This window comes from Deinococcus sp. Arct2-2 (genome assembly GCF_004801315.1).
Taxonomy (GTDB): Bacteria; Deinococcota; Deinococci; order Deinococcales; family Deinococcaceae; genus Deinococcus.
The window spans coordinates 1-18,878 of sequence record NZ_SSNW01000070.1 but is presented as its reverse complement, the minus strand read 5'-3'; the positions used below and the strand labels follow the sequence as shown (position 1 = coordinate 18,878).

The 18,878-nt window shown below is 61.3% G+C and carries 18 protein-coding genes and 2 pseudogenes; 9 read left to right on the top strand and 11 right to left on the bottom strand.

What is annotated here, in order from left to right:
• Positions 1-123 precede the first annotated feature (123 nt).
• Positions 124-834, bottom strand: a complete 711-nt coding sequence (locus E7T06_RS20865; RefSeq protein WP_136367686.1) for an IS6 family transposase — start codon at positions 832-834, stop codon at positions 124-126.
• 42 nt (positions 835-876) lie between these two features.
• Between E7T06_RS20865 and E7T06_RS20860 the strand changes: the two are divergent.
• A pseudogene (locus tag E7T06_RS20860) lies at positions 877-1,122 on the top strand (IS6 family transposase); the annotation flags it as partial.
• A gap of 66 nt (positions 1,123-1,188) precedes the next feature.
• Here E7T06_RS20860 and E7T06_RS20855 read toward each other — a convergent pair.
• Together E7T06_RS20855 and E7T06_RS20850 are read right to left on the bottom strand one after the other, a co-directional pair.
• Positions 1,189-2,271, bottom strand: coding sequence for an IS110 family transposase (locus E7T06_RS20855; protein WP_240741211.1), 1,083 nt, complete (start codon positions 2,269-2,271; stop codon positions 1,189-1,191).
• Between the two features lie 170 nt (positions 2,272-2,441).
• The gene (locus E7T06_RS20850; protein WP_240741210.1) at positions 2,442-3,545 is read right to left on the bottom strand and encodes a glycoside hydrolase family 43 protein; all 1,104 of its coding nucleotides are present in this window, start codon (positions 3,543-3,545) and stop codon (positions 2,442-2,444) included.
• Positions 3,546-4,823: 1,278 nt separating this feature from the next.
• Here E7T06_RS20850 and E7T06_RS20840 point away from each other — a divergent pair.
• A complete protein-coding gene (locus E7T06_RS20840) occupies positions 4,824-5,819 on the top strand; it encodes an EAL domain-containing protein (RefSeq protein WP_240741209.1) in 996 nt (331 codons plus the stop codon).
• Entirely contained in the window at positions 5,816-6,661 is an 846-nt protein-coding gene (locus E7T06_RS20835) for a GGDEF domain-containing protein (RefSeq protein ID WP_136367682.1), read from the top strand. Before E7T06_RS20840 ends, E7T06_RS20835 begins: the two co-directional genes overlap by 4 nt.
• Positions 6,662-6,915: 254 nt before the next feature.
• On the opposite strand, the gene E7T06_RS20830 is transcribed toward E7T06_RS20835, so the two are convergent.
• On the bottom strand, positions 6,916-7,350 hold the full coding sequence (locus E7T06_RS20830) for a response regulator (RefSeq protein WP_136367681.1): 435 nt from the start codon (positions 7,348-7,350) through the stop codon (positions 6,916-6,918).
• Between the two features lie 128 nt (positions 7,351-7,478).
• On the opposite strand from E7T06_RS20830, the gene E7T06_RS20825 reads away from it, so the two are divergent.
• On the top strand, positions 7,479-9,728 hold the full coding sequence (locus E7T06_RS20825) for an ATP-binding protein (protein ID WP_136367680.1): 2,250 nt from the start codon (positions 7,479-7,481) through the stop codon (positions 9,726-9,728).
• Positions 9,729-9,959: 231 nt separating this feature from the next.
• Here the strand turns inward: E7T06_RS20825 and E7T06_RS20820 are convergent, their stop codons facing one another.
• The 3 genes from E7T06_RS20820 to E7T06_RS20810 are packed head-to-tail and all read right to left on the bottom strand — an operon-like array spanning position 9,960 to position 11,207.
• On the bottom strand, positions 9,960-10,346 hold the full coding sequence (locus tag E7T06_RS20820; protein ID WP_136367679.1) for a tyrosine-type recombinase/integrase: 387 nt from the start codon (positions 10,344-10,346) through the stop codon (positions 9,960-9,962).
• Between the two features lie 32 nt (positions 10,347-10,378).
• The gene (locus tag E7T06_RS20815) at positions 10,379-10,651 is read right to left on the bottom strand and encodes a hypothetical protein (RefSeq protein ID WP_168733698.1); all 273 of its coding nucleotides are present in this window, start codon (positions 10,649-10,651) and stop codon (positions 10,379-10,381) included.
• A 46-nt stretch (positions 10,652-10,697) separates the two neighbouring features.
• Positions 10,698-11,207, bottom strand: a complete 510-nt coding sequence (locus E7T06_RS20810; RefSeq protein ID WP_240741212.1) for a TetR/AcrR family transcriptional regulator — start codon at positions 11,205-11,207, stop codon at positions 10,698-10,700.
• A 224-nt stretch (positions 11,208-11,431) separates the two neighbouring features.
• Here E7T06_RS20810 and E7T06_RS20805 point away from each other — a divergent pair, with 224 nt between their 5' ends.
• The 4 genes and pseudogenes from E7T06_RS20805 (at position 11,432) to E7T06_RS22165 (ending at position 13,781) form a co-directional block, all read left to right on the top strand.
• Positions 11,432-12,184, top strand: coding sequence for an SDR family NAD(P)-dependent oxidoreductase (locus tag E7T06_RS20805; RefSeq protein WP_136367676.1), 753 nt, complete (start codon positions 11,432-11,434; stop codon positions 12,182-12,184).
• 14 nt (positions 12,185-12,198) lie between these two features.
• Complete coding sequence (locus E7T06_RS20800) at positions 12,199-13,143, top strand: alpha/beta fold hydrolase (RefSeq protein WP_136367675.1); 945 nt, start codon at positions 12,199-12,201, stop codon at positions 13,141-13,143.
• A gap of 161 nt (positions 13,144-13,304) precedes the next feature.
• Positions 13,305-13,551, top strand: a pseudogene (locus E7T06_RS22010) (transposase); the annotation flags it as partial.
• A 101-nt stretch (positions 13,552-13,652) separates the two neighbouring features.
• On the top strand, positions 13,653-13,781 hold the full coding sequence (locus E7T06_RS22165) for a hypothetical protein (RefSeq protein ID WP_276605596.1): 129 nt from the start codon (positions 13,653-13,655) through the stop codon (positions 13,779-13,781).
• Between the two features lie 33 nt (positions 13,782-13,814).
• On the opposite strand, the gene E7T06_RS20795 is transcribed toward E7T06_RS22165, so the two are convergent.
• The 4 genes from E7T06_RS20795 to E7T06_RS20780 form a co-directional block, all read right to left on the bottom strand.
• On the bottom strand, positions 13,815-14,201 hold the full coding sequence (locus tag E7T06_RS20795; protein WP_136367674.1) for a VOC family protein: 387 nt from the start codon (positions 14,199-14,201) through the stop codon (positions 13,815-13,817).
• A gap of 314 nt (positions 14,202-14,515) precedes the next feature.
• On the bottom strand, positions 14,516-15,010 hold the full coding sequence (locus E7T06_RS20790) for a helix-turn-helix domain-containing protein (protein WP_136367673.1): 495 nt from the start codon (positions 15,008-15,010) through the stop codon (positions 14,516-14,518).
• A gap of 303 nt (positions 15,011-15,313) precedes the next feature.
• A complete protein-coding gene (locus E7T06_RS20785) occupies positions 15,314-16,108 on the bottom strand; it encodes an SDR family NAD(P)-dependent oxidoreductase (protein ID WP_136367672.1) in 795 nt (264 codons plus the stop codon).
• A gap of 20 nt (positions 16,109-16,128) precedes the next feature.
• Positions 16,129-17,175: an aldo/keto reductase gene (locus tag E7T06_RS20780; protein WP_136367671.1), complete on the bottom strand. Its 1,047-nt coding sequence runs from the start codon at positions 17,173-17,175 to the stop codon at positions 16,129-16,131.
• 301 nt (positions 17,176-17,476) lie between these two features.
• On the opposite strand from E7T06_RS20780, the gene E7T06_RS20775 reads away from it, so the two are divergent.
• Positions 17,477-18,424: a LysR family transcriptional regulator gene (locus tag E7T06_RS20775; RefSeq protein ID WP_136367670.1), complete on the top strand. Its 948-nt coding sequence runs from the start codon at positions 17,477-17,479 to the stop codon at positions 18,422-18,424.
• Positions 18,425-18,878 lie beyond the last annotated feature (454 nt).

Genomic DNA, 18,878 nt, shown 5'->3' with positions numbered 1-18,878 from the left:
GCAGGTTCCCGCTGCGGCCCCACGCGGTGGCGGTCCGGATGCGGTCGCCGTCCGCAAGCAGAACGCGTAGTTGTGTTGCCTTAATTGGTTCGGCGGCGGACTAGGGCAGGGGTGGCCTGAGGTTCAGGCCACCCCTGCTGTGATCATTGACCACGTTCGGAAGGCGACTCGCTGATTGCTTCTTCGGGTTGCGGCGGGAACGCTGTTGCGGGTGTGATGGTGAAGGTTGGTAAGTCGGGCGTGCAGGCGAAGGAATTCTTGCGCGCGTCTCCGCCGCTTGAATCCTTGTTGCTGTCGCTCTTGACGTCGTGTGGGACGATGGGACTGCTCCACGATGTTGTTACAGCGCGCTGTGGAAATAACCTGTTGGTGATCGACGTTGATCAGGCTCGGAAGCTCCCGGATCGCCGCCCCGTAGCTCCGCAGTTGATCGGTGTGAATGACCTCTGGGACGTCGTATTCGGCCAGGAGGTGATTCAGGAATGTCTTCGCAGCTTCTGCGTCGCGGTGACGCTGGAGCAAGATGTCGAGCACGAAGCCGTGCTCGTCTACCGCTCTCCATAACCAGTGCCGGACGCCATTGACGCTTGTACACACCTCGTCCAGATACCATCGGGAACCCGCTCGGGATTCCCGGTGGCGCAGCTCTTCGGCGAAGAAGGAACCGAATTTCATGCACCACTCGCGGAGGGTCTCGTGACTGACCTCGATCCCGCGCTGGTGCAACAATTCCTGAACGTCTCGGTAACTCAGGGGAAAGCGGTGGTACAGCCAGACGGCATGTTGAATAATGCTCATCGGAAATCGGTGGCGGTAGGGCTTTTGATCGGTCACGGCGGGTCAGCCTACCCCAATCCGGTTAAGGCAACACAACCCGTTCAAGTGGTCTCCACCGCCCGCTGCAACAACCTCGTCGAACAGTCGCATCGACCAACACGGCAGCAAGAACGGAGCCAGCTCGGCTTCAAACGACGACGGCGAACGCAGGAATTCCTCGCGCTGCACGCCCGAGTCTCGAACCTTCACCGCCATGCTCGAACGACACTCCCGGCTGCCCTTAGACGAAGCAACCAAACCGCAGCACTGCTCTTGTGGCGAGAGGCGATGCAGCAGGCGGCTTGAGAGTCAAGCCGCCTGCTGAACTACTTCGGCCCCACTGAGGTTAAATACTGTGTTGGTTCAGGAACGTCAAGCGGCCATAGGCGAGGGACGTCGGTAATCCGGATTGAACTTTTGGCCCGACTTCAGAACCGCAAAGGCAACTCGGAGCAACTTACGAGCTAGGGCAATGAGGGCGACCTTTTTAGGTTTGCCCTGTGATGTCAGATGTCGGTAGAAGTTCCCAAACCCATTTTTCATTCGAGAGGCTGTCAGCGCACAGAGATAAAATGCACGTCTCAGACGTGCGTTTCCTATTTTTGAGATGTGCGTTCGGCCGGTGAAGTTGCCTGACTGTCTTGGAACGGGGGAAAGGCCTGCATATGCTGCCCACTGGTTCGAGCTTTCCATCTCGCTCAGATGCATCGTCTCCACGAGCAGTAATGCCGCAGTCAATGAACCAATCCCAGGAATGGAACGCAGTAACGTCACGTCCGTTTGAAGACGGACCGACGTGAGAACCAGCGCGTTGACCTTGTCGTTCACTTCAACCAGCTGCTGAGCGAGGAGTGCTTGACGTGCTTCACAAAAGCCGAGTGCTTTGGAAGAGGGTTGATACCGGTGATCCATGGCGTGATGACGGCCCGCCTCGACGGTCGAGAGCTCGACAATATTGTCCCGAGCATGCAGCAGGGCACGGAGTTCGACTAGGTCTGCTTCAGGGGGCATCCAGCGTGCTGGATGCATCACCGCTCCAAACCTACCGATCAAGTCTGCATCCAGCTTGTCGGTTTTTCCTCTTCGCAACGTGCTCTTCGCAAAAAATTTGATTTGTGCTGCATTGACAACACTGATACGACACCCTGCTTCATACAAGGTCATGGCGACCCGCTCCCAATACACACTCGTGGATTCCATCACGACTGAAGTCCCTTCTCCACCCGCACCAGACTTCCTCAACCATGCGAGAAGTTGTTCGTGCCCTTTGGCAGTGTTGGAAACACTTTTCCCCGTTCCCAAAGGGACAAACTTCCCTGGTTCAGGAATCTGGAGAAGACGGGCGTACAGCTCGCTTTTACCGACGTCAAGACCCAAAACAAACATAAAACCCCCAGAAAGGAAAAGCGGGTCACTACCCGGATCCGGTCGGCGGAATTTTGTGTGCAGGCTCATACGCCTCGAATACTGTTGCGCCTGATCGAAAGGGCCTCGAGCCGGCCAGGATTTAACTCACGGTCTTGGATGACCAAAGTTGCCAGCAGGCTTGTCGGCTCGAGTGGGAGTGACGAACCAAGCTTCCCACGGCTTGGCTCAACACACAAAGTTGCCAGAACCGGTTCAGCTCACTCGAAGAACTTGAGGCTCCAGCCGGTCTCCGTGTTGGGGCCGTTACAGCAACTACGCGAGTAGGTGGTGTTACCCCACCACGTAAAGGAGCCGCTGTACCAGATGCGGTTGCCCCACGAGTACGTCGTGCCCTTGGGCACCGCGTGGTACATCATGGGGAAGTTCGAGCCCGAGGGCGGGCTGGTGCCGATGTCGCCGTTCAGCAGCACAAAGCTATGGTGCCCGGGACCGTTGACATTCAAGGTGGGATCCCAACCGGACATCAGTGTGTTGCGGTTGGAGCCGAACAGGCAACCGTTGGACTTGTACCAGTCCCAGACATTGGCCGGGTTGCCCCCCGAACGCAGGCGCAGGTCGGCCAGACAGTACTGATCGCTCCAGCTTCCGTTGGCCGAGTAGACGAGGTGCAGTTGCCCATTCGGATCCTTGATGGGCTGGGGGCCCTCGTTGATATACGGGTTGCCGATCACCCGCTCCCACCCTTCACGCGGCTGCGAGATGATGGAGCGCCCGCCTGTCGTGGTGGTGGGGCTGGACATCGCGGCAATGTACAGGTTTTGCTCCACGTTCGTGTCTCCCGCCCAGCCCGACCACACAAAGTAACGCTGGTTGTTAAAGAAAAACGAGATGCCGTCAATGGCCCACTTTCCGTCAGGCAGGTTCATCAGCACCGGGGTGTTATATCCGCTGCCCGGACTGCCTGACTCGGTGACATAGGTGCGCTGGCCGCTGCCCCCATTGCCGGAGGCGAAGTAGATGTAGTACCGCCCGGTTCCAGGATCGCGCACCAGTTCAGGTGCCCACAGGTTCGGCATGTTTTTCGGACTCGACCAGATCAGGGTGCGGCCGGAGCTTCCCAGGCCGTTCAGGCTGGTGGCCGCCCGGGAGTAGATGTTGGTGCCGTCCGACTCCACCGAGTAGTACGTGCTGCCCACCCGGATGACGCTCGGGTCGGCATTGCGAATGCTGGTTTGAGCCTGCGGCGTGAGCCAGGGCGCCTGTTGGCTGTGCGGAGGGGTTGGAGGTGTGAGTGGCGTCTCAGCGCAGGCCGCGACAACAAGAGGAAACAGCAGAGTAAGCACGAGCTGAACTTTGGGCACGGGGACTCCTGCGGGGTGGGCGGGAAGGGACATTACGGGGACAAGGGGCTGTTGGACGCGGAGGGACAGGGGTGGAGGGCCGCTCTGGCACAACGGATCGAAATCCAGCTCAACTCAGGTGCCGCACGGAGCTGGGGTGTTGGTCTCAGTCTTCCGGCGTGCCCATGCTTGGTACAGAAGGTGTCGCCACTTCAGACCTGGCGTCTGCTGCAATTGATCTTGCAGTGACTACGACCGGCTGTAGGCAGCGGCTGCTTACGTGTCCGGGAGTCCACCGCAGCTTAGGTGCCACAGTAGGCAGAAGTTCAGTCTGCGGTTCAAGCCAAGTCTGAAAACCTCCTTACGCATCTTTCGTTGCTTTCGATTGTCCAAAAAGAAGACTGCACCTGCGATGTCCTTTCAAGAGCGTGAGGCAAGCGAGAAGAGAACCCCTATTCCAGAGTGCTCAGCGATTGATCTGGTCGAGACCAGAGACGTGGCTTTCGTTGGTTACGTTCTTTACCTTACGGTTCTTGGAATCTCGCGTACAAGGACAGCGACTTTAAAAAACCCTCATTTTTGAGAACAGGGCTGACCAACTTCAAGTGAGAACCGTGTCGGAGGAGATGCATCAACGTGTGAAAGGCGAGACGGATCAAACGTGTTGTCCTGCCTCGATGTTCAAAGCGATGCAGCCCGCATTCTCCCCAGCCTCCGTTCGGCCCCCGGTCCCCTAAGAGATACTGAGTGCCCGCCTGAGCCTGCGCTCGAGCCGACGGGAGAGGGGCTTCATGCCCAAAGATGAAACCCTGACCTCTCACCACACCCACCCTCCAAACCTCGCGACCATCGACGCCCTGAAACTCGAAGGCCTGCAACCTGCAGACGGTCAACCCCTCTTCGCAGTGATTTCCTCAGTCCACAGCACGAAAAGACACTTCACTAGCTTCGATGAATTGCATTTGGCGTACAGGCACAAGGGAAACCCGGCACCAGTGGAACCCAGAGAGATGAACTGCGACTGTCATTGAATTGCATGCATTATTACTAAAATCTCTGAATGTAATTCTTTCGCCGATTGGAGTCATTGTCCTTTCTTCGCTTTTCTTCATTGCACGTTCACTGTTTGACAAGAACAGCCGCGTGAAACAATTCTGAGACAAGGATTTTAATCTACTCCTCTCTATGTCTTCCCGGCTGCCCACTCATCATTCGTCTCCAGGCACGGCTGACCGCAATCGACCGTGCGACTGTCACACCGTTGAGCCTGCTGCTGCCGATCGTTTGAAAGGCTTGATTGTGCATGCGTCTTCCAGTCATGTCCAGCGCAAACTCACCTTGCTGCTCACGGCCCATGACATTCCTCTCCAGGCTGAACAAAGTGCCCTGCTTATTTCTGCTTCCGACTTCGACAAGCTGCCCCTCGTGTTGGCCGCGTTTTTGACGAACGAACGTCCTCACTTGCTGGTTGCGCCTTGGGACGGCGAGCGGTTGGATCCGTGGAGCCTAGCGCCCTTCGAGCACTGGGTGCGGCGCCTGGAGAGTCCCTGGTTTCACGAGGCCAGCGAGCACCTGCTGTTTCACTTTCAACCGATCGTCCAGCTCGGCACTGGGCAAGTCTACGGCTACGAAGCCCTGGTGCGGGCCCAGTGGGACGGCCATTTTTTCGGCGCCGGTGCCCTGTTGGACGCGGCGGCAGCCCACGGACAAGCGCGTGCCTTCGACGCCCTCGCTCGGCGCAACGCGATTGTGCAAGGCTACCCGAAACTCGGGCCAGATCAACTGCTGTTCATCAATTTTGCGCCGGGCGTGATCTATAACCCAGACGTCTGTCTGCAAACGACCTACGACGCTTGCCGGGAAGTGGGCGCCGATCTCTCCCGCCTGCTGTTCGAGGTCACCGAGAGTGAGGCGTTTCCAGACCTGGGCCTCCTCAAACGCATTTTGGAGAGTTACCGAGCGGAAGGGGCACAAGTGGCCTTGGACGATTTGGGGGCGGGGCACACCAGTTTGATGTATTTGACTGAACTGAAGCCCGACATTGTCAAACTCGACCGGGCCCTGATCTCGGGACTGCATGGGAGTGACCCGCGCGTCGCGTTGGTCGAGGCGCTCGTTCACTATGCCCATGACCTGGGCATCCGTGTGGTGGCCGAAGGCATCGAAACGGCACAGGAACTGCAGCTGGTCATGGAGTTGGGCACCGATCTGGCGCAGGGGTACTACTTGGGCCGCCCGGTGCCTCAGCTGACCGGTGTAGCGCCACAGGCCGCCGGTCATTGGACTCCACAATGAGCGCGGTGCTGCCGGTCGATATCCCGGATGAGCTGGTCTGGCAGGTGCTGAACACCGCCAGCATCGGCTTAATCGTCACCGATCCGGATCGGCGCATCCTGTACGTGAATGCCACGTTTGAGGAGGAGACGGGGTACACCGCCGAGGAGGTGCGGGGCCGGCCCTGCAGCTTCTTGCAAGGCCCAGAGACCGATCCGGCGGATGTGGCCGCTCTACGCGAGGCCCTGAATCAGGCTCAGCCGGTGGAGCGGGTCATTCTCAATTACCGCAAGGACGGCAGTCCGCTGTGGTACAAAGTCCGCATCCGCCCCCTGCATGTCGCCGGGGTGCTGCGCTACTTCGTCGGGGTTCAAGAAGATTTCACGCTGGCCCATACCGCGCAGGTGGAACTGCAGCGCTTGGCTTACCTCGACAGCCTCACGGGTCTGGGCAACCGCCGAGCGTTCGATGTCCATGTGAGGCATGCCGTCCAAGCGGTACAGGCGACGAGGCTGTTCGTGCTTGATCTGAATGAGTTCAAACAGGTGAATGATACGCGGGGCCATGCGGCCGGGGACGTGCTGTTGGCCCAAGTGGGCGCGTGTCTGAACGAACTGGCTCAGGGGAGAGGCCACGCGTACCGGCTGGGTGGAGATGAGTTTGCGGTGCTGATTCCTGACCTGGGTTCAGCGGCCGCACTGTTTGAGACGCGGCTGTTGGAAACACTCCAGGCCCTGGATGGCAGCACCCTACGGATCAGTGTGGGCTCGGCGGGCTTTCCTGCAGAAGCGGCGGATGGGGGAGCCTGGCTGCGCTTGGCTGACCGCCGCATGTATGCCCACAAAGCGACCAAAGCGCGTTGAGATTGGGCTTCAGCAATGACACTACCTCGCCGCAAGGCCACCCTCTGCTGATCGGCTACGCCCGGGTCAGCCGGGAACGAGACGAGGGCACCGCTGAGGTGCAGGCGCTGACTCAAGCGGTGCCGAGTGCATCGATCCAGAGTGGGCCACGGGCAGACGTTGGGAGCGGCCTGAGTTGGAGCGGGAGATGGGCTTCTTGTCCAGCCTATTGATCAGGGTAATGACCCGCGGCTGAGAAGAAAAGCTAGGTCATTTCAGAAGGAAATGGGCGTTGGCCAATTCATTAGGCGGTTGACTTTCCAGAACTCCAGAAAGCTTTCGACCTGCTGGATGAAGCTGGCGAAATCCGCCGCCTTCACCACATATGAACTGGCAAACAGCGAGTACGCCTGCTTCACATCTTGCGGCGCGACCGAGGTTGTCAGCATCACCACTGGAATAAGTTTCAACCGTTCATCCGCCTTCAACACTTTCAGCACGTCAAAGCCATTCATGTGCGGCATGTTGATGTCCAGCAAGATGACATCTGGGCAAACCGCCTCCGGAGATTGCATGGCCTTCAGGGCGTCTCGACCGCTCTGGTACGTCATGACGGTCACTTGGTTGCTGAAGCTGGCAAATACTTCTTCGACCAAGAGGAGGTCAGCGATATTGTCATCAATCACAAAAATATGGAGGCAGCGCGTCATTGATCTCTCATCGTTTCCATCTTGATCGCTGTGCCCAGCTCATAGGGGTCTGTCCATGCTGCCTCTCCAGCGCATAACCTTCACCTCATGAACGGTGGGACAGCCCGAGCGTCACGCTATGGTGCCCTATGTCTGATCCCGCCCGTCCCGGCCCAGGCGACTCGCTCAGCGAACGCCTCCAGAGCGTGACGGAAGCATTGGCCGCCGCCCCCACCCCCGCCGCCGTCTTCCAGATCGTGCTGAACCCGGCGCTCGAGGCCTTAAGCGCGATTGCGGGAGTGGTGCTGCTTCAGCAGAACGGCAACGGGCTGCAGGTGGCCGCCACGCAGGGCTATGCCGAAGGCGAACAGACCCTCTGGCAAGACGGCACGTTCGAGGCCTTCTCGCCCATTCAAGATTGCCTCGAGCAGCGGACCGCGCTCTACTTCGAGCACCAAGAGGCGCTCCTGGCCGCCTACCCCCAGCTCACGACCCCGCCCATCGGCGTGACTGTGGTGGCCACGGCGGTGGTGCCTGTCCTGCTGATCGATCAGCCTCTCGGCGTCATTATGCTGGTGTTCAGCGAACCGCATGATTTTACCCCTGAGGAACGCCGCTTCCTGCGCATTCTTGCGGCCCAGTCCGCCTTGGCGCTCGACCGCCTGACCTTGAGCGCGCGGCTGCAGCAACAAGCCGAAGCCCTGAGCGCCTTCGTGGCCCTGACTGAAGCCGTGGGCCTGAACACCGACCTCGAGACCCTGACCCAGCGGGCCAGAGAGGTGCTGCGGGCCAGCTTCCCCGACCTCGCCCTGTCGTATTACGTGCTGGAGGGGGAGCGGTGGGTGCCCGCCTGGTTAGATCAGGTGCCCGATGACCTCAAACGTCTGTTGGTCGCGGGGCTGCCGTTGGACACCCCCGCCTATCTCCACGCCGTTCACACAGAGGTGCCCGTCTTCATTGACGACTGGGACGGTGAAGTGCAACGGATTCCGTACACGGAGTCGTTCAGTGCGGGCGCGTTTGCGCCTTACTTTCGTCAAGGGCAACCCGTCGGGATGTTGGTGGCGGGGTTGCATGACGAACCCCGCTGGACGTCTCAGCACCGGGTGGTGATCACCGCGCTGTGGCGCAGCCTGGGCGGGGCCCTTGACCGAGCCGAGCAGGCCCGGCAACTGGAAGGCCGCAGCGCCCTAAACGCGTTCGTGGCGCTCACCGAGGCGGTCGGCACCGAAACGAATCTGCCTGTTCTGGCCCAGCGGGCGCAGGAGGTCTTGCAGGCCGCGATCCCCGAGCTGAGCGTGGTGTACTACGAGCTGAAAGAGGAGCTGTGGAAAGCCCAGCTGGTCTCCGACAATATCGACCCCTTGACCGCCGCCGCCACCCGGAAGGGGTACCCCCAAGACGTACCCAGTTTTCTGGCCGCTGTTCAAACCGCTGCCCCGGTCTTCACAGAGAGCTGGGATGCGGTGGGTGAGGGCGTCGCCCACACCGAGGCCTACGGGGCCGTGGCCTTCTATCCGTACTTCAGAGCGGGTCAGCCGTTTGCCATGCTGGTGATCGGCACGCTGACCAGCCGGGCTTGGACGAGCCGGGAACATGCCCTGTTCATCGCCGTAGGGCGCAGCTTGAACCTCGCCATTGAACGGGCGGAGGGCGTGGCGCAGGTGGCCTTGCATGCGCAGGAAGTGGAACGCAGCAATGCCCAATTGGCCGCCGCCAACGAAGAGCTGGAAGCGTTTGCCTATAGCGTCTCGCATGACCTGCGCACCCCCGTGCGGCACATCAAGAGCTTCAACGAGCTGCTCCGCAAAAAGCTTGACCCACACGTGCAGCTGGATGCCCAGATCACCCGCTACTTGGGCATTGTGGACACGGCAGCCACGCAGATGAACACCCTGATCGACGCCATGCTTGACCTGTCACGCACGTCCCGTCAACCGCTGCTTCTCCGGCTGGTGGATCTGGAGAACCTAGTCATGGCGGCGCGGTCGGAGCTGGAACCGGAAACGCCTGATCAGCGGGTGGTGTGGACGGTGCAGCCTCTGCCGCTGCTGGTGGCTGACCACATTACCCTGCGGCAAGTCATGGTCAATCTGCTGTCAAACGCCCTGATATACAGCCGCACCCGCCCGGAAGCCCAGATTGAGATCTGGTCGGAAGAGCGTCCACACGAATGGGCCGTGTTTGTGCGGGACAACGGGGTGGGTTTTGACCCCCGGTATGCGGACAAGCTCTTCGGCGTGTTTCAGCGCCTGCACCGTCAAGAAGAGTTTGAGGGCACCGGAGTGGGCTTGGCCAATGTGCGCCGGATCATCACCCGGCACGGCGGCACGGTCTTCGCACAGGGAAGCTTGGGTGAGGGAGCGACCTTCGGCTTCACCTTACCGCGGCCCCCCTAAATTGAGTCTGGCCGCCACTCACGCCTCCGCGCTCACCTGCCGGGCGTGTCCCAGGGCCACCAGCGTCTCCAGCACCTTATCCATGGACGCCGTGCACGCATCTCTTTGGACTGTGACGGCTGCACGTCAACACGTCCACCCCATCAGATGGAGTCAGAGACATCAATCACAGCATCCATAACAGCTCTTGAACGTCCGTTCGTGAGTTGAAGCGCCAGAAGGCGTCCTGAGTCAACTGCCTTTTAAGGACAGGCCTAGCACGTCGCAGGGGGCACTTTCGAGGTTCTGATCGACGCCCAGATAGACCTCCGTGGTTTGAATGCTGGCGTGTCCAAGGGAGAGCTGAATCTGGTCGATCGGCGCGCCGCCTTTGTGTGCGAGCTTGGCGAACGTCCGGCGCAGATCATGTGGAGCGAGATATACGCCTTCGGGTGTCAGATCCGAGCGGCCCACCTGCGTGCCGTACTTGCGCACGATCAGGGCCACGGCTTCATGGGAGAGGCAAGCGCGGGCCAAGACTTTTGATCCCCGTGGCGCGGTGGGGCGGAAGAGGTGCCCCGTGCTCAACCCGGCTGCCGTGATCCAGGCGTCCAGAGCGGCCTTGCACCAGCCCGGCATCGGTACCGTGCGAGTTCACCCATGTTTACCGCTCAGATCCAACCCACCCAGCGGGAAGGCCGCTGCTGCACATGCTGGAAGGTCAGGTTGACGAGTTCCGAGCGCCGCAGACCACAGCCCAGCAAGACGGCCAAGAGCGCCCGGTCGCGCAGGGTGGAGACATCCGGGGCGAGGAGCAACTCCTGCGCCGGAACCCGGCTCAGCCACGCTCCGGTGCGCTGTCCTTGTTTCTTAATGCCTTTGACTCGGGCAATGCTTTCCGCTTCGAAGATTTCTAATTGGCCATTGTCGGCGGCTTCGCGCACCAGCTTGCGAATGGCGGAGAGGTGCCTAGCAAGATTAGGGCGGTGCTTACGGTTGGCCTAGTCCGGCAACGAGCAACGCGACCAAGCGACGGGGGTCATAGTGGGAGTCGCCCGCGCCGATGCAGAGGTTGCCCACGCCGCGCATCAATTCGTAAGCCTCAATGTCTGTGTGGATCTCGCCAGATTCAGCGGCAGCGTCAAGCAGCCCAGTACACACGGGAACTAGGCGGTCCAGGAAATAGGCGTGCAAAGTGTCAAAACTGGCCTTGTCTGACTGCATCGCCGCAGCGAGGCCGTGCTTGGTGGTCAGGAAATCGACGAAGAGGTTGATCCACTGTCCCAGCGCCTCGTAAGGACTGCTGCTGCTGGCGAGGAGCGCCGGACCGGCCTCGGCGCAGGCCTCAATCTGGTGTCGATAGACCGCGACGATCAGCTCTGCCCGGGTCGGAAAGTGCCGGTAGATCGTGCCCGTTCCGACGCCGGCCTTCGCCGCGATCTCCCGAACCGGCACCTCCACCCCGGAACTGACAAACAGGGCGGCGGCTACATCCAACACCGTCTGTTGGTTCCGCCGGGCATCGGCCCGCTTGGTCGAGGCCCCCTGTGTTGCTCGCTCATTTGAGTCTGTTCCTGCTGCGTCTGTCACTGCAAGATCACCTCCATGCCTCTATTTGACAAGCGGAACGCTGTGCCGTATCGTATCGGAGCAGTGTTCCGCTTCACTGAAGCTATCACAGGCGAGTCGCTGTGACGGCGCATTGCTGCAAAAAGGAGAAAGACATGCACGACAACCCCGTCGCTCTGGTCACCGGAGCCAATAAGGGCATCGGTCTTCAAATCGCCAAAGATCTCGCGGCACACGGCCTCACCGTCCTCGTCGGGTCGCGCAATCTCGAACGTGGGGAGACAGCCGCGAAAAGCATCGGCCCGAACGCTCACGCCCTCCAGCTGGACGTGACCGATCAGGCCTCAATCGCCGCGGCCGCAGAGCGCCTCCAGCATGAATTCGGGCGTCTCGACGTTCTGGTGAACAACGCCGCCATCTCGCACGCGGGTCAGGCAGGCACACGGCTTGAGGAAGTCATGACCTCGAGTCGCGCGAGCGTGGCGTCCCTGGACGAGGTGCGCGCGGTGTTCGAGACGAACGTCTTCGGTGTCCTCGCCGTGACGCAGGCGCTGCTTCCACTGCTTCTCGAAGCGCCCGCTGGACGCATCGTCAACGTATCGAGCGGCGCTGGCTCGCTGACACGGCACGCGGATCCGGCCAACCCGCATCGCTCCATGTTCGGTGTCGTGTACAGCGCGTCGAAGACGGCCCTGAATGCGGTCACGCTCTCGCTGGCCATTGAACTGGAGTCGACCCGCATCAAGGTCAACGCTGCAGACCCGGGCTTCACCCGGACAGACCTCAACAACAACCAGGGCACCGGCACCATTGAAGAGGGTGCCCGTGAAGCCGTGCGCCTCGCGCTTCTCAACATGGACGGCCCGACCGGCACGTTCTCAAGCACCACTGGCCCGACCCCCTGGTAATCAAGGAGATGTCTATGACTCAACTCACCACTGTTACTCCAGATGCACCTGTCAGTCCGCCCACTCCTGTGATTTCACTCCGCTCACTGATCCTCCCCGCCCCAGGCCGGGGTGGGGACGTGCAGGTGCGGGTCTCGGCTCCCGCGACCGGGCAGCACCTGCCTATCCTTGTCTTCGCGCACGGCTTCGGTTCTTCCCTGGACGGCTATGCTCCGCTCGTGGACTTTTGGGCGGCGCACGGCTTCGTCGTCTTGCAGCCCACTTTCCTCGATTCCAGAACGTTGGGCCTGAGCCCAGAGGATCCCCGAACCCCCTCAATCTGGCGGTTCCGGGTCGAAGACATGAAGCGTGTCCTCGACCACCTTGACCTTATCGAAGCGTCTGTTCCGGGGCTCGAGGGCCGTCTCGACCGAACCCGCATTGCTGCTGTTGGGCATTCGTACGGCGCTCAGACGACCGGAATGCTGCTGGGCGCGAGGGTGATTGCCCCTGACGGCAGCGTGGGCGAGGACATGTCCGACCCGCGAATCAAGGCTGGTGTGCTGCTTTCTGCGACTGGCCAGGGAGGAGCAGACCTGGGCCCGTTCGCCACCGAACACTTTCCGTTCATGAATCTGAGCTTTGCGGAGATGACGACGCCAACCCTGGTGGTGGCGGGTGATCAGGACGACTCTCCACTGAGCCCACGCGGGCCGGACTGGTTCACAGACGCCTACGGCATGAGTCCGGGGAGTGAGTGCCTGGTGACGCTCTTTGGCGCACAACACCTGTTGGGCGGAATTTCCGGCTATCTCGTGACGGAGACAACGGACGAGAACCCCGAGCGGGTGGCGGCGGTTCAGCGGCTGACCTGGGCTTACCTCCGCTCCGCGCTCTACCCCGAAGACCGCGCCTGGGACGCCGCGTGTGCTGCGTTGATGAACGCGTCCACACCACTGGGCCGGGTTGAGTGCAAATGAAGTGCTGAGACGCCCATGGGGTGTTCCTTGATGGATCACGACCTAGATCGGCCCTAACTGTACGCCAAACCTGCTGGAACGAACATTTGGGCAATGGGAAACTGAGGGTGAGTCGCTTCTGCACACATGGAGTTCAGCCCCGATTCACGCAGAGGTACCCCGTGACCCAACGCAACACCTACACCGCGGAATTTAAGCGTTACTGCTGTTCAACTCACGCAGTCCACCGAAAATATCGCGGGTACCACCCGCGACCTTGGCAGTGGACTTTCAGCCTTGAGAAAGCGGATTAAAGCCGACCAACACAACGGGGATTTGGCCTTTCCTGGTCAGGGCCGTCAGCTCTTGACACCCGAACAGGAGGAACTCAAACGCCTGCGGAAAGAAAACGACATCTTGCGTCAAGAGATTCCGCCTTGAGAATCAAGCGTCGATGACCCACTGGCTTTGGCAGCGGGATGGCCTCAGGCAATGCACTGAGGCCACCCCGCTGGTGAGAAGGGAACGCCATGTTTCACGACCCCATACATCAGGTGCAGCAGTTTTCGCATGGCAGCGCCTACGATCATCATTTTTGGTTTGCCTTTGGCCTGAAGGCCCAGTTGAACTGCCCACCCGCTGTGAATGCGGCGATCTGAACTTCATACCGCCGCTGGGTCAATCTCGCGCCGTTAGGGTGAAGTGGCCAGAGCCGTCCCCTCCCAACTCAGCACCTCGACCAGGAAGCCGCCGGGCGCCTTGACATAAAAGGTGTACGAGCCGTGAAACTCGTGTGCAGGTTTGGCCGCAACACCTGCCTCACTCAACCGCTGGTAGACCGCATCGACCTCCGCACGGCTGCCCTGCACAAACCCGATATGGAACAGGCCAGGATAGGTCACGTCGCCCTGCTGTTGGGGGTTCATCAAGGTGAGCAGCAAGCCGTTGTCGTCTGTCAGCACGGCGACGGGGGCGTCTTGGGTGGAGCCGAAGGCGGGCTCGAAACCGAAGTAGGTGGTGAGAAAGTGATGCGCGGCCGGGACATCGCTGACGGTCAGGTTGAGATGGTTGAGTTTCATGACTTCCTTTTCAAGCTCCGGCCAGAGGCCCAAGACTGGAGTGGTGAGATGAAGCGTTTGGTCGCTCCACCGAAGCGAAGTGGTCGTGGCGCTGGAGCAGGTCAGCGCCGCACCTGCCGCCTGAGCCCTTGTTGACGTGCGCGCCTCTCCTTGAGGCAGCCAAGCCCTTGTCTCTGGAACATCAGCTCCACGCCTGGCACGTGGGTGCCGCACACTTCAACTGGTGTGCGGCGAGACAACACACGTCAACGCCAATGACAGGGAGTGTTGCGATGCACGAGCTGGATCCAGACCGGACTTGCCACGAGATCAATTCAGCTGTCGACCTCCTCTGGGTCGGTTTCCCCACCCGTCGGGGGCAGCGCCGTGGCCAAGAACGCGTCCATGCGCCTGAGCACATCGAGCGCCGTGGCCAGGTGCTCCCCGCCCAGCGCTGCCTCCAGCTGGCGCGCCCAGGGTCGCCAGCGTTCCTGGGCGGCGGCTTCAGCCGCCTGGCCCTGGGCCGTGAGCACGACCCATTTGGCGCGCTGGTGATGTGGGTTGGGCACGAAGCTGACCAGGCCTTGATCCGCCAGCAGGTCGACGAGGCGCTGAACCGCCTGCCGGGACAGGCCCATGTGCCGCGCGAGGTGGGCCACGGGCAAGGGCAGAGGCGATGAGGCGATGGCGCCGAGTACCTGCCACCGCGCCTCGGTGAGCCCGAGGTCTTCGACCAAGCGGTTGCCCACCTCGACCAACCGGCCACTCAACTGGAAGACCGCGGCACCCAAGTCATTGACGACCTGTTCTTGATTCGTGCGTTTGGTCATGACAGCATGTTGACGTATTGACAATGAGATGCCTGAGGCAGGTCGGTTCAGAGATCAATGGTCCTGCTCAGGTGGGATGACATCCAATGGAGCAGTGTGGATTGACCGTTCGTCAGTTATAACAAGCCTCACCGAGCTCTAGCAACTCAAGCGAGGTCGAGGGGTACACTGTGACTGACCGGATACCTTACCGCCACCGTTTTCCCCTCAGCGTCATCGGTTATGCCCTGTAGCTCCATGGACTGACCCCCTCTGACGGTACTTTGGGTTCACTCTATTTTGAGGGCGCCAGCCAGCCCCGCTTCAGCGCAGGCCCGCAATGGTGAAGCCCCCGTCCACCAGCAGGCTCTGGCCGGTGATGAAGCGCGCCTCATCCGAGCACAGCCAGCTTGCCACGTCCCCCACGTCCTCTGGGGTCCCCAGACGTCCCAGCGCCGCGTGACGTGCCAGGGTAGTCTGAACCTCTGGTGGAGTGCCCTCCATCATGGGGGTCTGGATTGCGCCGGGGTTGACGTTGTTGATGCGGATGCCCGCAGGGCCCACCTCCAGCGCCACGGCCCGGATCATGGCGTCCAGACCCGCCTTGCTGGCTGAATACAGAGATGTCCCCGCAGAGGCCGCCTGCGAGAGGAACGACGAGGTGTTGACGATGGAGCCGCCCGTGCCCTTCCGCTGCATGGCCTCCAGCTCGTATTTGATCAGCAGCCAAACCCCCCGCAAATTGGTCGCCATGACGGCATCGAAATCAGCTGCTGTCAGCTGCGTGATCGGCAGGAACGGCCCCGTGATCCCGGCGTTGTTAAAGGCGGCGTCGAGCTGCCCGAACTGATCCACGGTGTGCTGCACCAAGGCCCGGATGGCCGCCTCGTCTGACACGTCGGTCGGCAGGGCCAGCGCCCGGCCCCCGGTGCCGGTGATCTGGTCGGCCACGGCGTGGAGCTCGGCCTCACGCCGCCCGGCCAGAACGACGGCGGCTCCATGGTGGGCAAATGCCAGCGCGGCGGCCTGACCGATGCCGCTGCCCGCTCCAGTGATGAGGGCCACTTTGCCCTCCAGACGGCGGGCGAAAGCAGCGGCAGAATCAGTGATCATCGTCATGGGAACTCCTCCCGAGCCGGTCACTGTTCGTCCCAGCCCCTCACGGTTGAGCCGCCGAACACCATCTTGCGGATCCCCGGCCCCAGAATGGAGGAGGGCGTGCTGGGTGTCAGTGCGCTGGCCTGGTCAAGGATGTGGAGATGCGGGGGCGTCAAGGCGATGTCCAGCGAGGCGAGGTTGTCCTGCAACTGCTCTGGTGTCCTGGCCCCGATCAGCGGCGCGGTGATGCCCGGCTGGGCCAGCGCCCAGGCCAAGGCCACCTGAGCGGATGGGCGGCCCAATTCGGTCGCCACCTTCTTCAGCGCGTCCAGCACCGTCCAATTGGCCTCCGTAAATTTGGAATCACCGAACGGATTAGCGCCGCTGAGCCGGCCCTCGCCGCCGGCTTCCCGGCTGTACTTGCCGGCTAAGAATCCGGCCGCCAACGGACTCCAGGGGGTGATTCCCAGCCCAAACTGCCGCGCCGCGCCCGTGTGCTCACGCTCAATGCCGCGCTCGACCAATGAGTACTCGAGCTGAAGCGCCACGGGGCCAGGCACGCCGTGCACTTGGGCGAGAGTCGCGGCCTGCGCCACGTACCAGGCAGGCACGTTCGAAAATCCGAAATAGCGGATGGTGCCTGCACGAACCAGGTCTCCCAGGGTCTGCAACACCTCTTCAACAGGGGTAACGGTGTCCCAGTGGTGCAGCCAGTACAGATCAATGTAGTCGGTACCCAGCCGCTTCAGTGAACCTTCCAGCGCACGGTAAATATTCTTGCGTCCATTGCCGCTGGTGGTGGGCTGACCAGGGACGGCATTCCAGGTGAACTTGGTCGCCAGGACGACGGCGTCGCGCAGCTTGCGTTTGGCGATGAAGCCGCCCAGCAGCTCCTCGCTGCGGCCTTTGGCGTAAGTGTCGGCGCTGTCGACAAAATTGCCGCCCTCGTCGACGTAAGCATTAAAGACAGCCTCTGAAGCGTCGTCAGGCGAGCCCCAGCGGGCCGCGCCGTAGGTCATGGTGCCCAAGGCAAACGGGCTGACAATCAGGCCACTGCGGCCCAAGGTTCGGTAATCAGTCAGATTCATGGAGGGCTCCTGGGTGGATTTGGGAGACGGTGAAGAAGAGAGGCCAGCCCCGCCTCAGCGCAAAAGGGTTCAGTCTCGCGCCACGTTTCCTCTGATGGACGCTGCCGGAGCCTGCTCACCCCAGGGTTCCGCTGTGGATTGGCCGAGCGACTCCAAGAAAACCAAAGCACCTGCCTGGCTACAAAAAACGCAGTGTTAACCAGCGCCTGACCACTGTATGCCGTTCCTTCCCGTCACGTCCAACACCTCTTTCCGTCCTGATCGACACTCTAAACGTGCATGATCGTGCTAGACCTCCAGGATGGAACACCGGCTGATGCGTTATTTCGTGGCTGTGGCTGAGGAACTGCACTTTGGTCATGCTGCCCAGCGCCTCAACTTGGCGCAGCAGCCGCTCAGCGCCGCCATCAAGCGGCTGGAGGCGCAGATCGGAACGCCGCTGCTGCGCCGCACCTCGCGCCGGGTCGAGTTGACGCCTGCAGGCACGGTGTACCTCAGGGAAGTCCGGGAGATCTTGCAGCGCACAGCCACCGCCGCCGAGGCTGCCCGGCGGGCCGCACGCGGCGAAACCGGCGAGCTGAGCGTCGGATACAAATCGCAAACCCTCAGCAACGTGCTGCCGCTGGCCGTGCAGCAATTCGGAGCGCAGTTCCCGGAGGTGCAGCTCCGGCTGCACGAGCACACCTCTGCCGGGGTGGAAGCGGCCCTCGCTCGCCGTGACGTGCAGGTCGGGCTGCTGTGTCCGCCGCTGGGGGATCACACCCTGATCACCGAGACGGTGCTGCGCGAGCCGCTGGTGCTGGCCCTGCCCGCTGGACACCGACTGACCGGCCTGGGTCGGGTGCCCTTTGGGGCGCTGGCGCGAGAAGCCTTGATCGGCTGTCACCGGGAGCTGCAGCCCGCTGTGTACGACGCCATCCAGCAGCGTTTTCGGGAGGCGGGCGCAGCTCCCCGCGTGGTGCAGGAAGTCGCCACGGAGGCCGCTCTGGTGGGGTTGGTTGCGGCGGGCATGGGGGCGGCGCTCGTTTCGGCCAGCCAGGGCCGGGTACCGGTGGACGGCGTACTGTACCGCGTGCTGGACGGGCCCCCGATAGAGATTGATTTGGTCGCCGCCTGGCACCGAGAAGCGCCTTCGCCCCTGATCGGGGCCTTCGTGGCCCTGGTGCGTCAGGCTGGGGTGGGCCTGAGCAGCGCCGCTCTCCGGCCCTCTGCTGTATCCCGGCGGGTCAAGCCTGCCCCACCGCAGTGAATCTGGGCGCGAGTCCACCCTCAGCCCAAGCCCCTCCCCTCTGAAGGGGGCAGGGTGGCTGCTTACAGGGGTGTGTCAAGTGAAGTGAATGTCATGTGAAACATGAGTCCTAGCATGCCTAAATCTGTAGCTGACTAATGCTAGCTAGTCTTCTAGGATCCTCTAAATTTTGTCTGAAATTAAATCAGTTCATGTGTATTCGTAATTAACTTAAAAATAAAGTGACATGAGTTACTAAACACTTAACTTGACATAACCCTTCAATCCCATACCCCGCTGCTAAGAGGCGGAGCAAGCCACGATACCCGGATTGCGCAGCTACAAGCGATGAGGCTGGTCACTCTCTATACCAAGCACTTCGTGCATTTCAGGGGCCGGTGGAACTGTGGGTGGTCGCGGCTGGGCTTGAGTCGGTCTTGCGCACGTCTGGTTAAGCCACCTGAGCTTGGCGCTC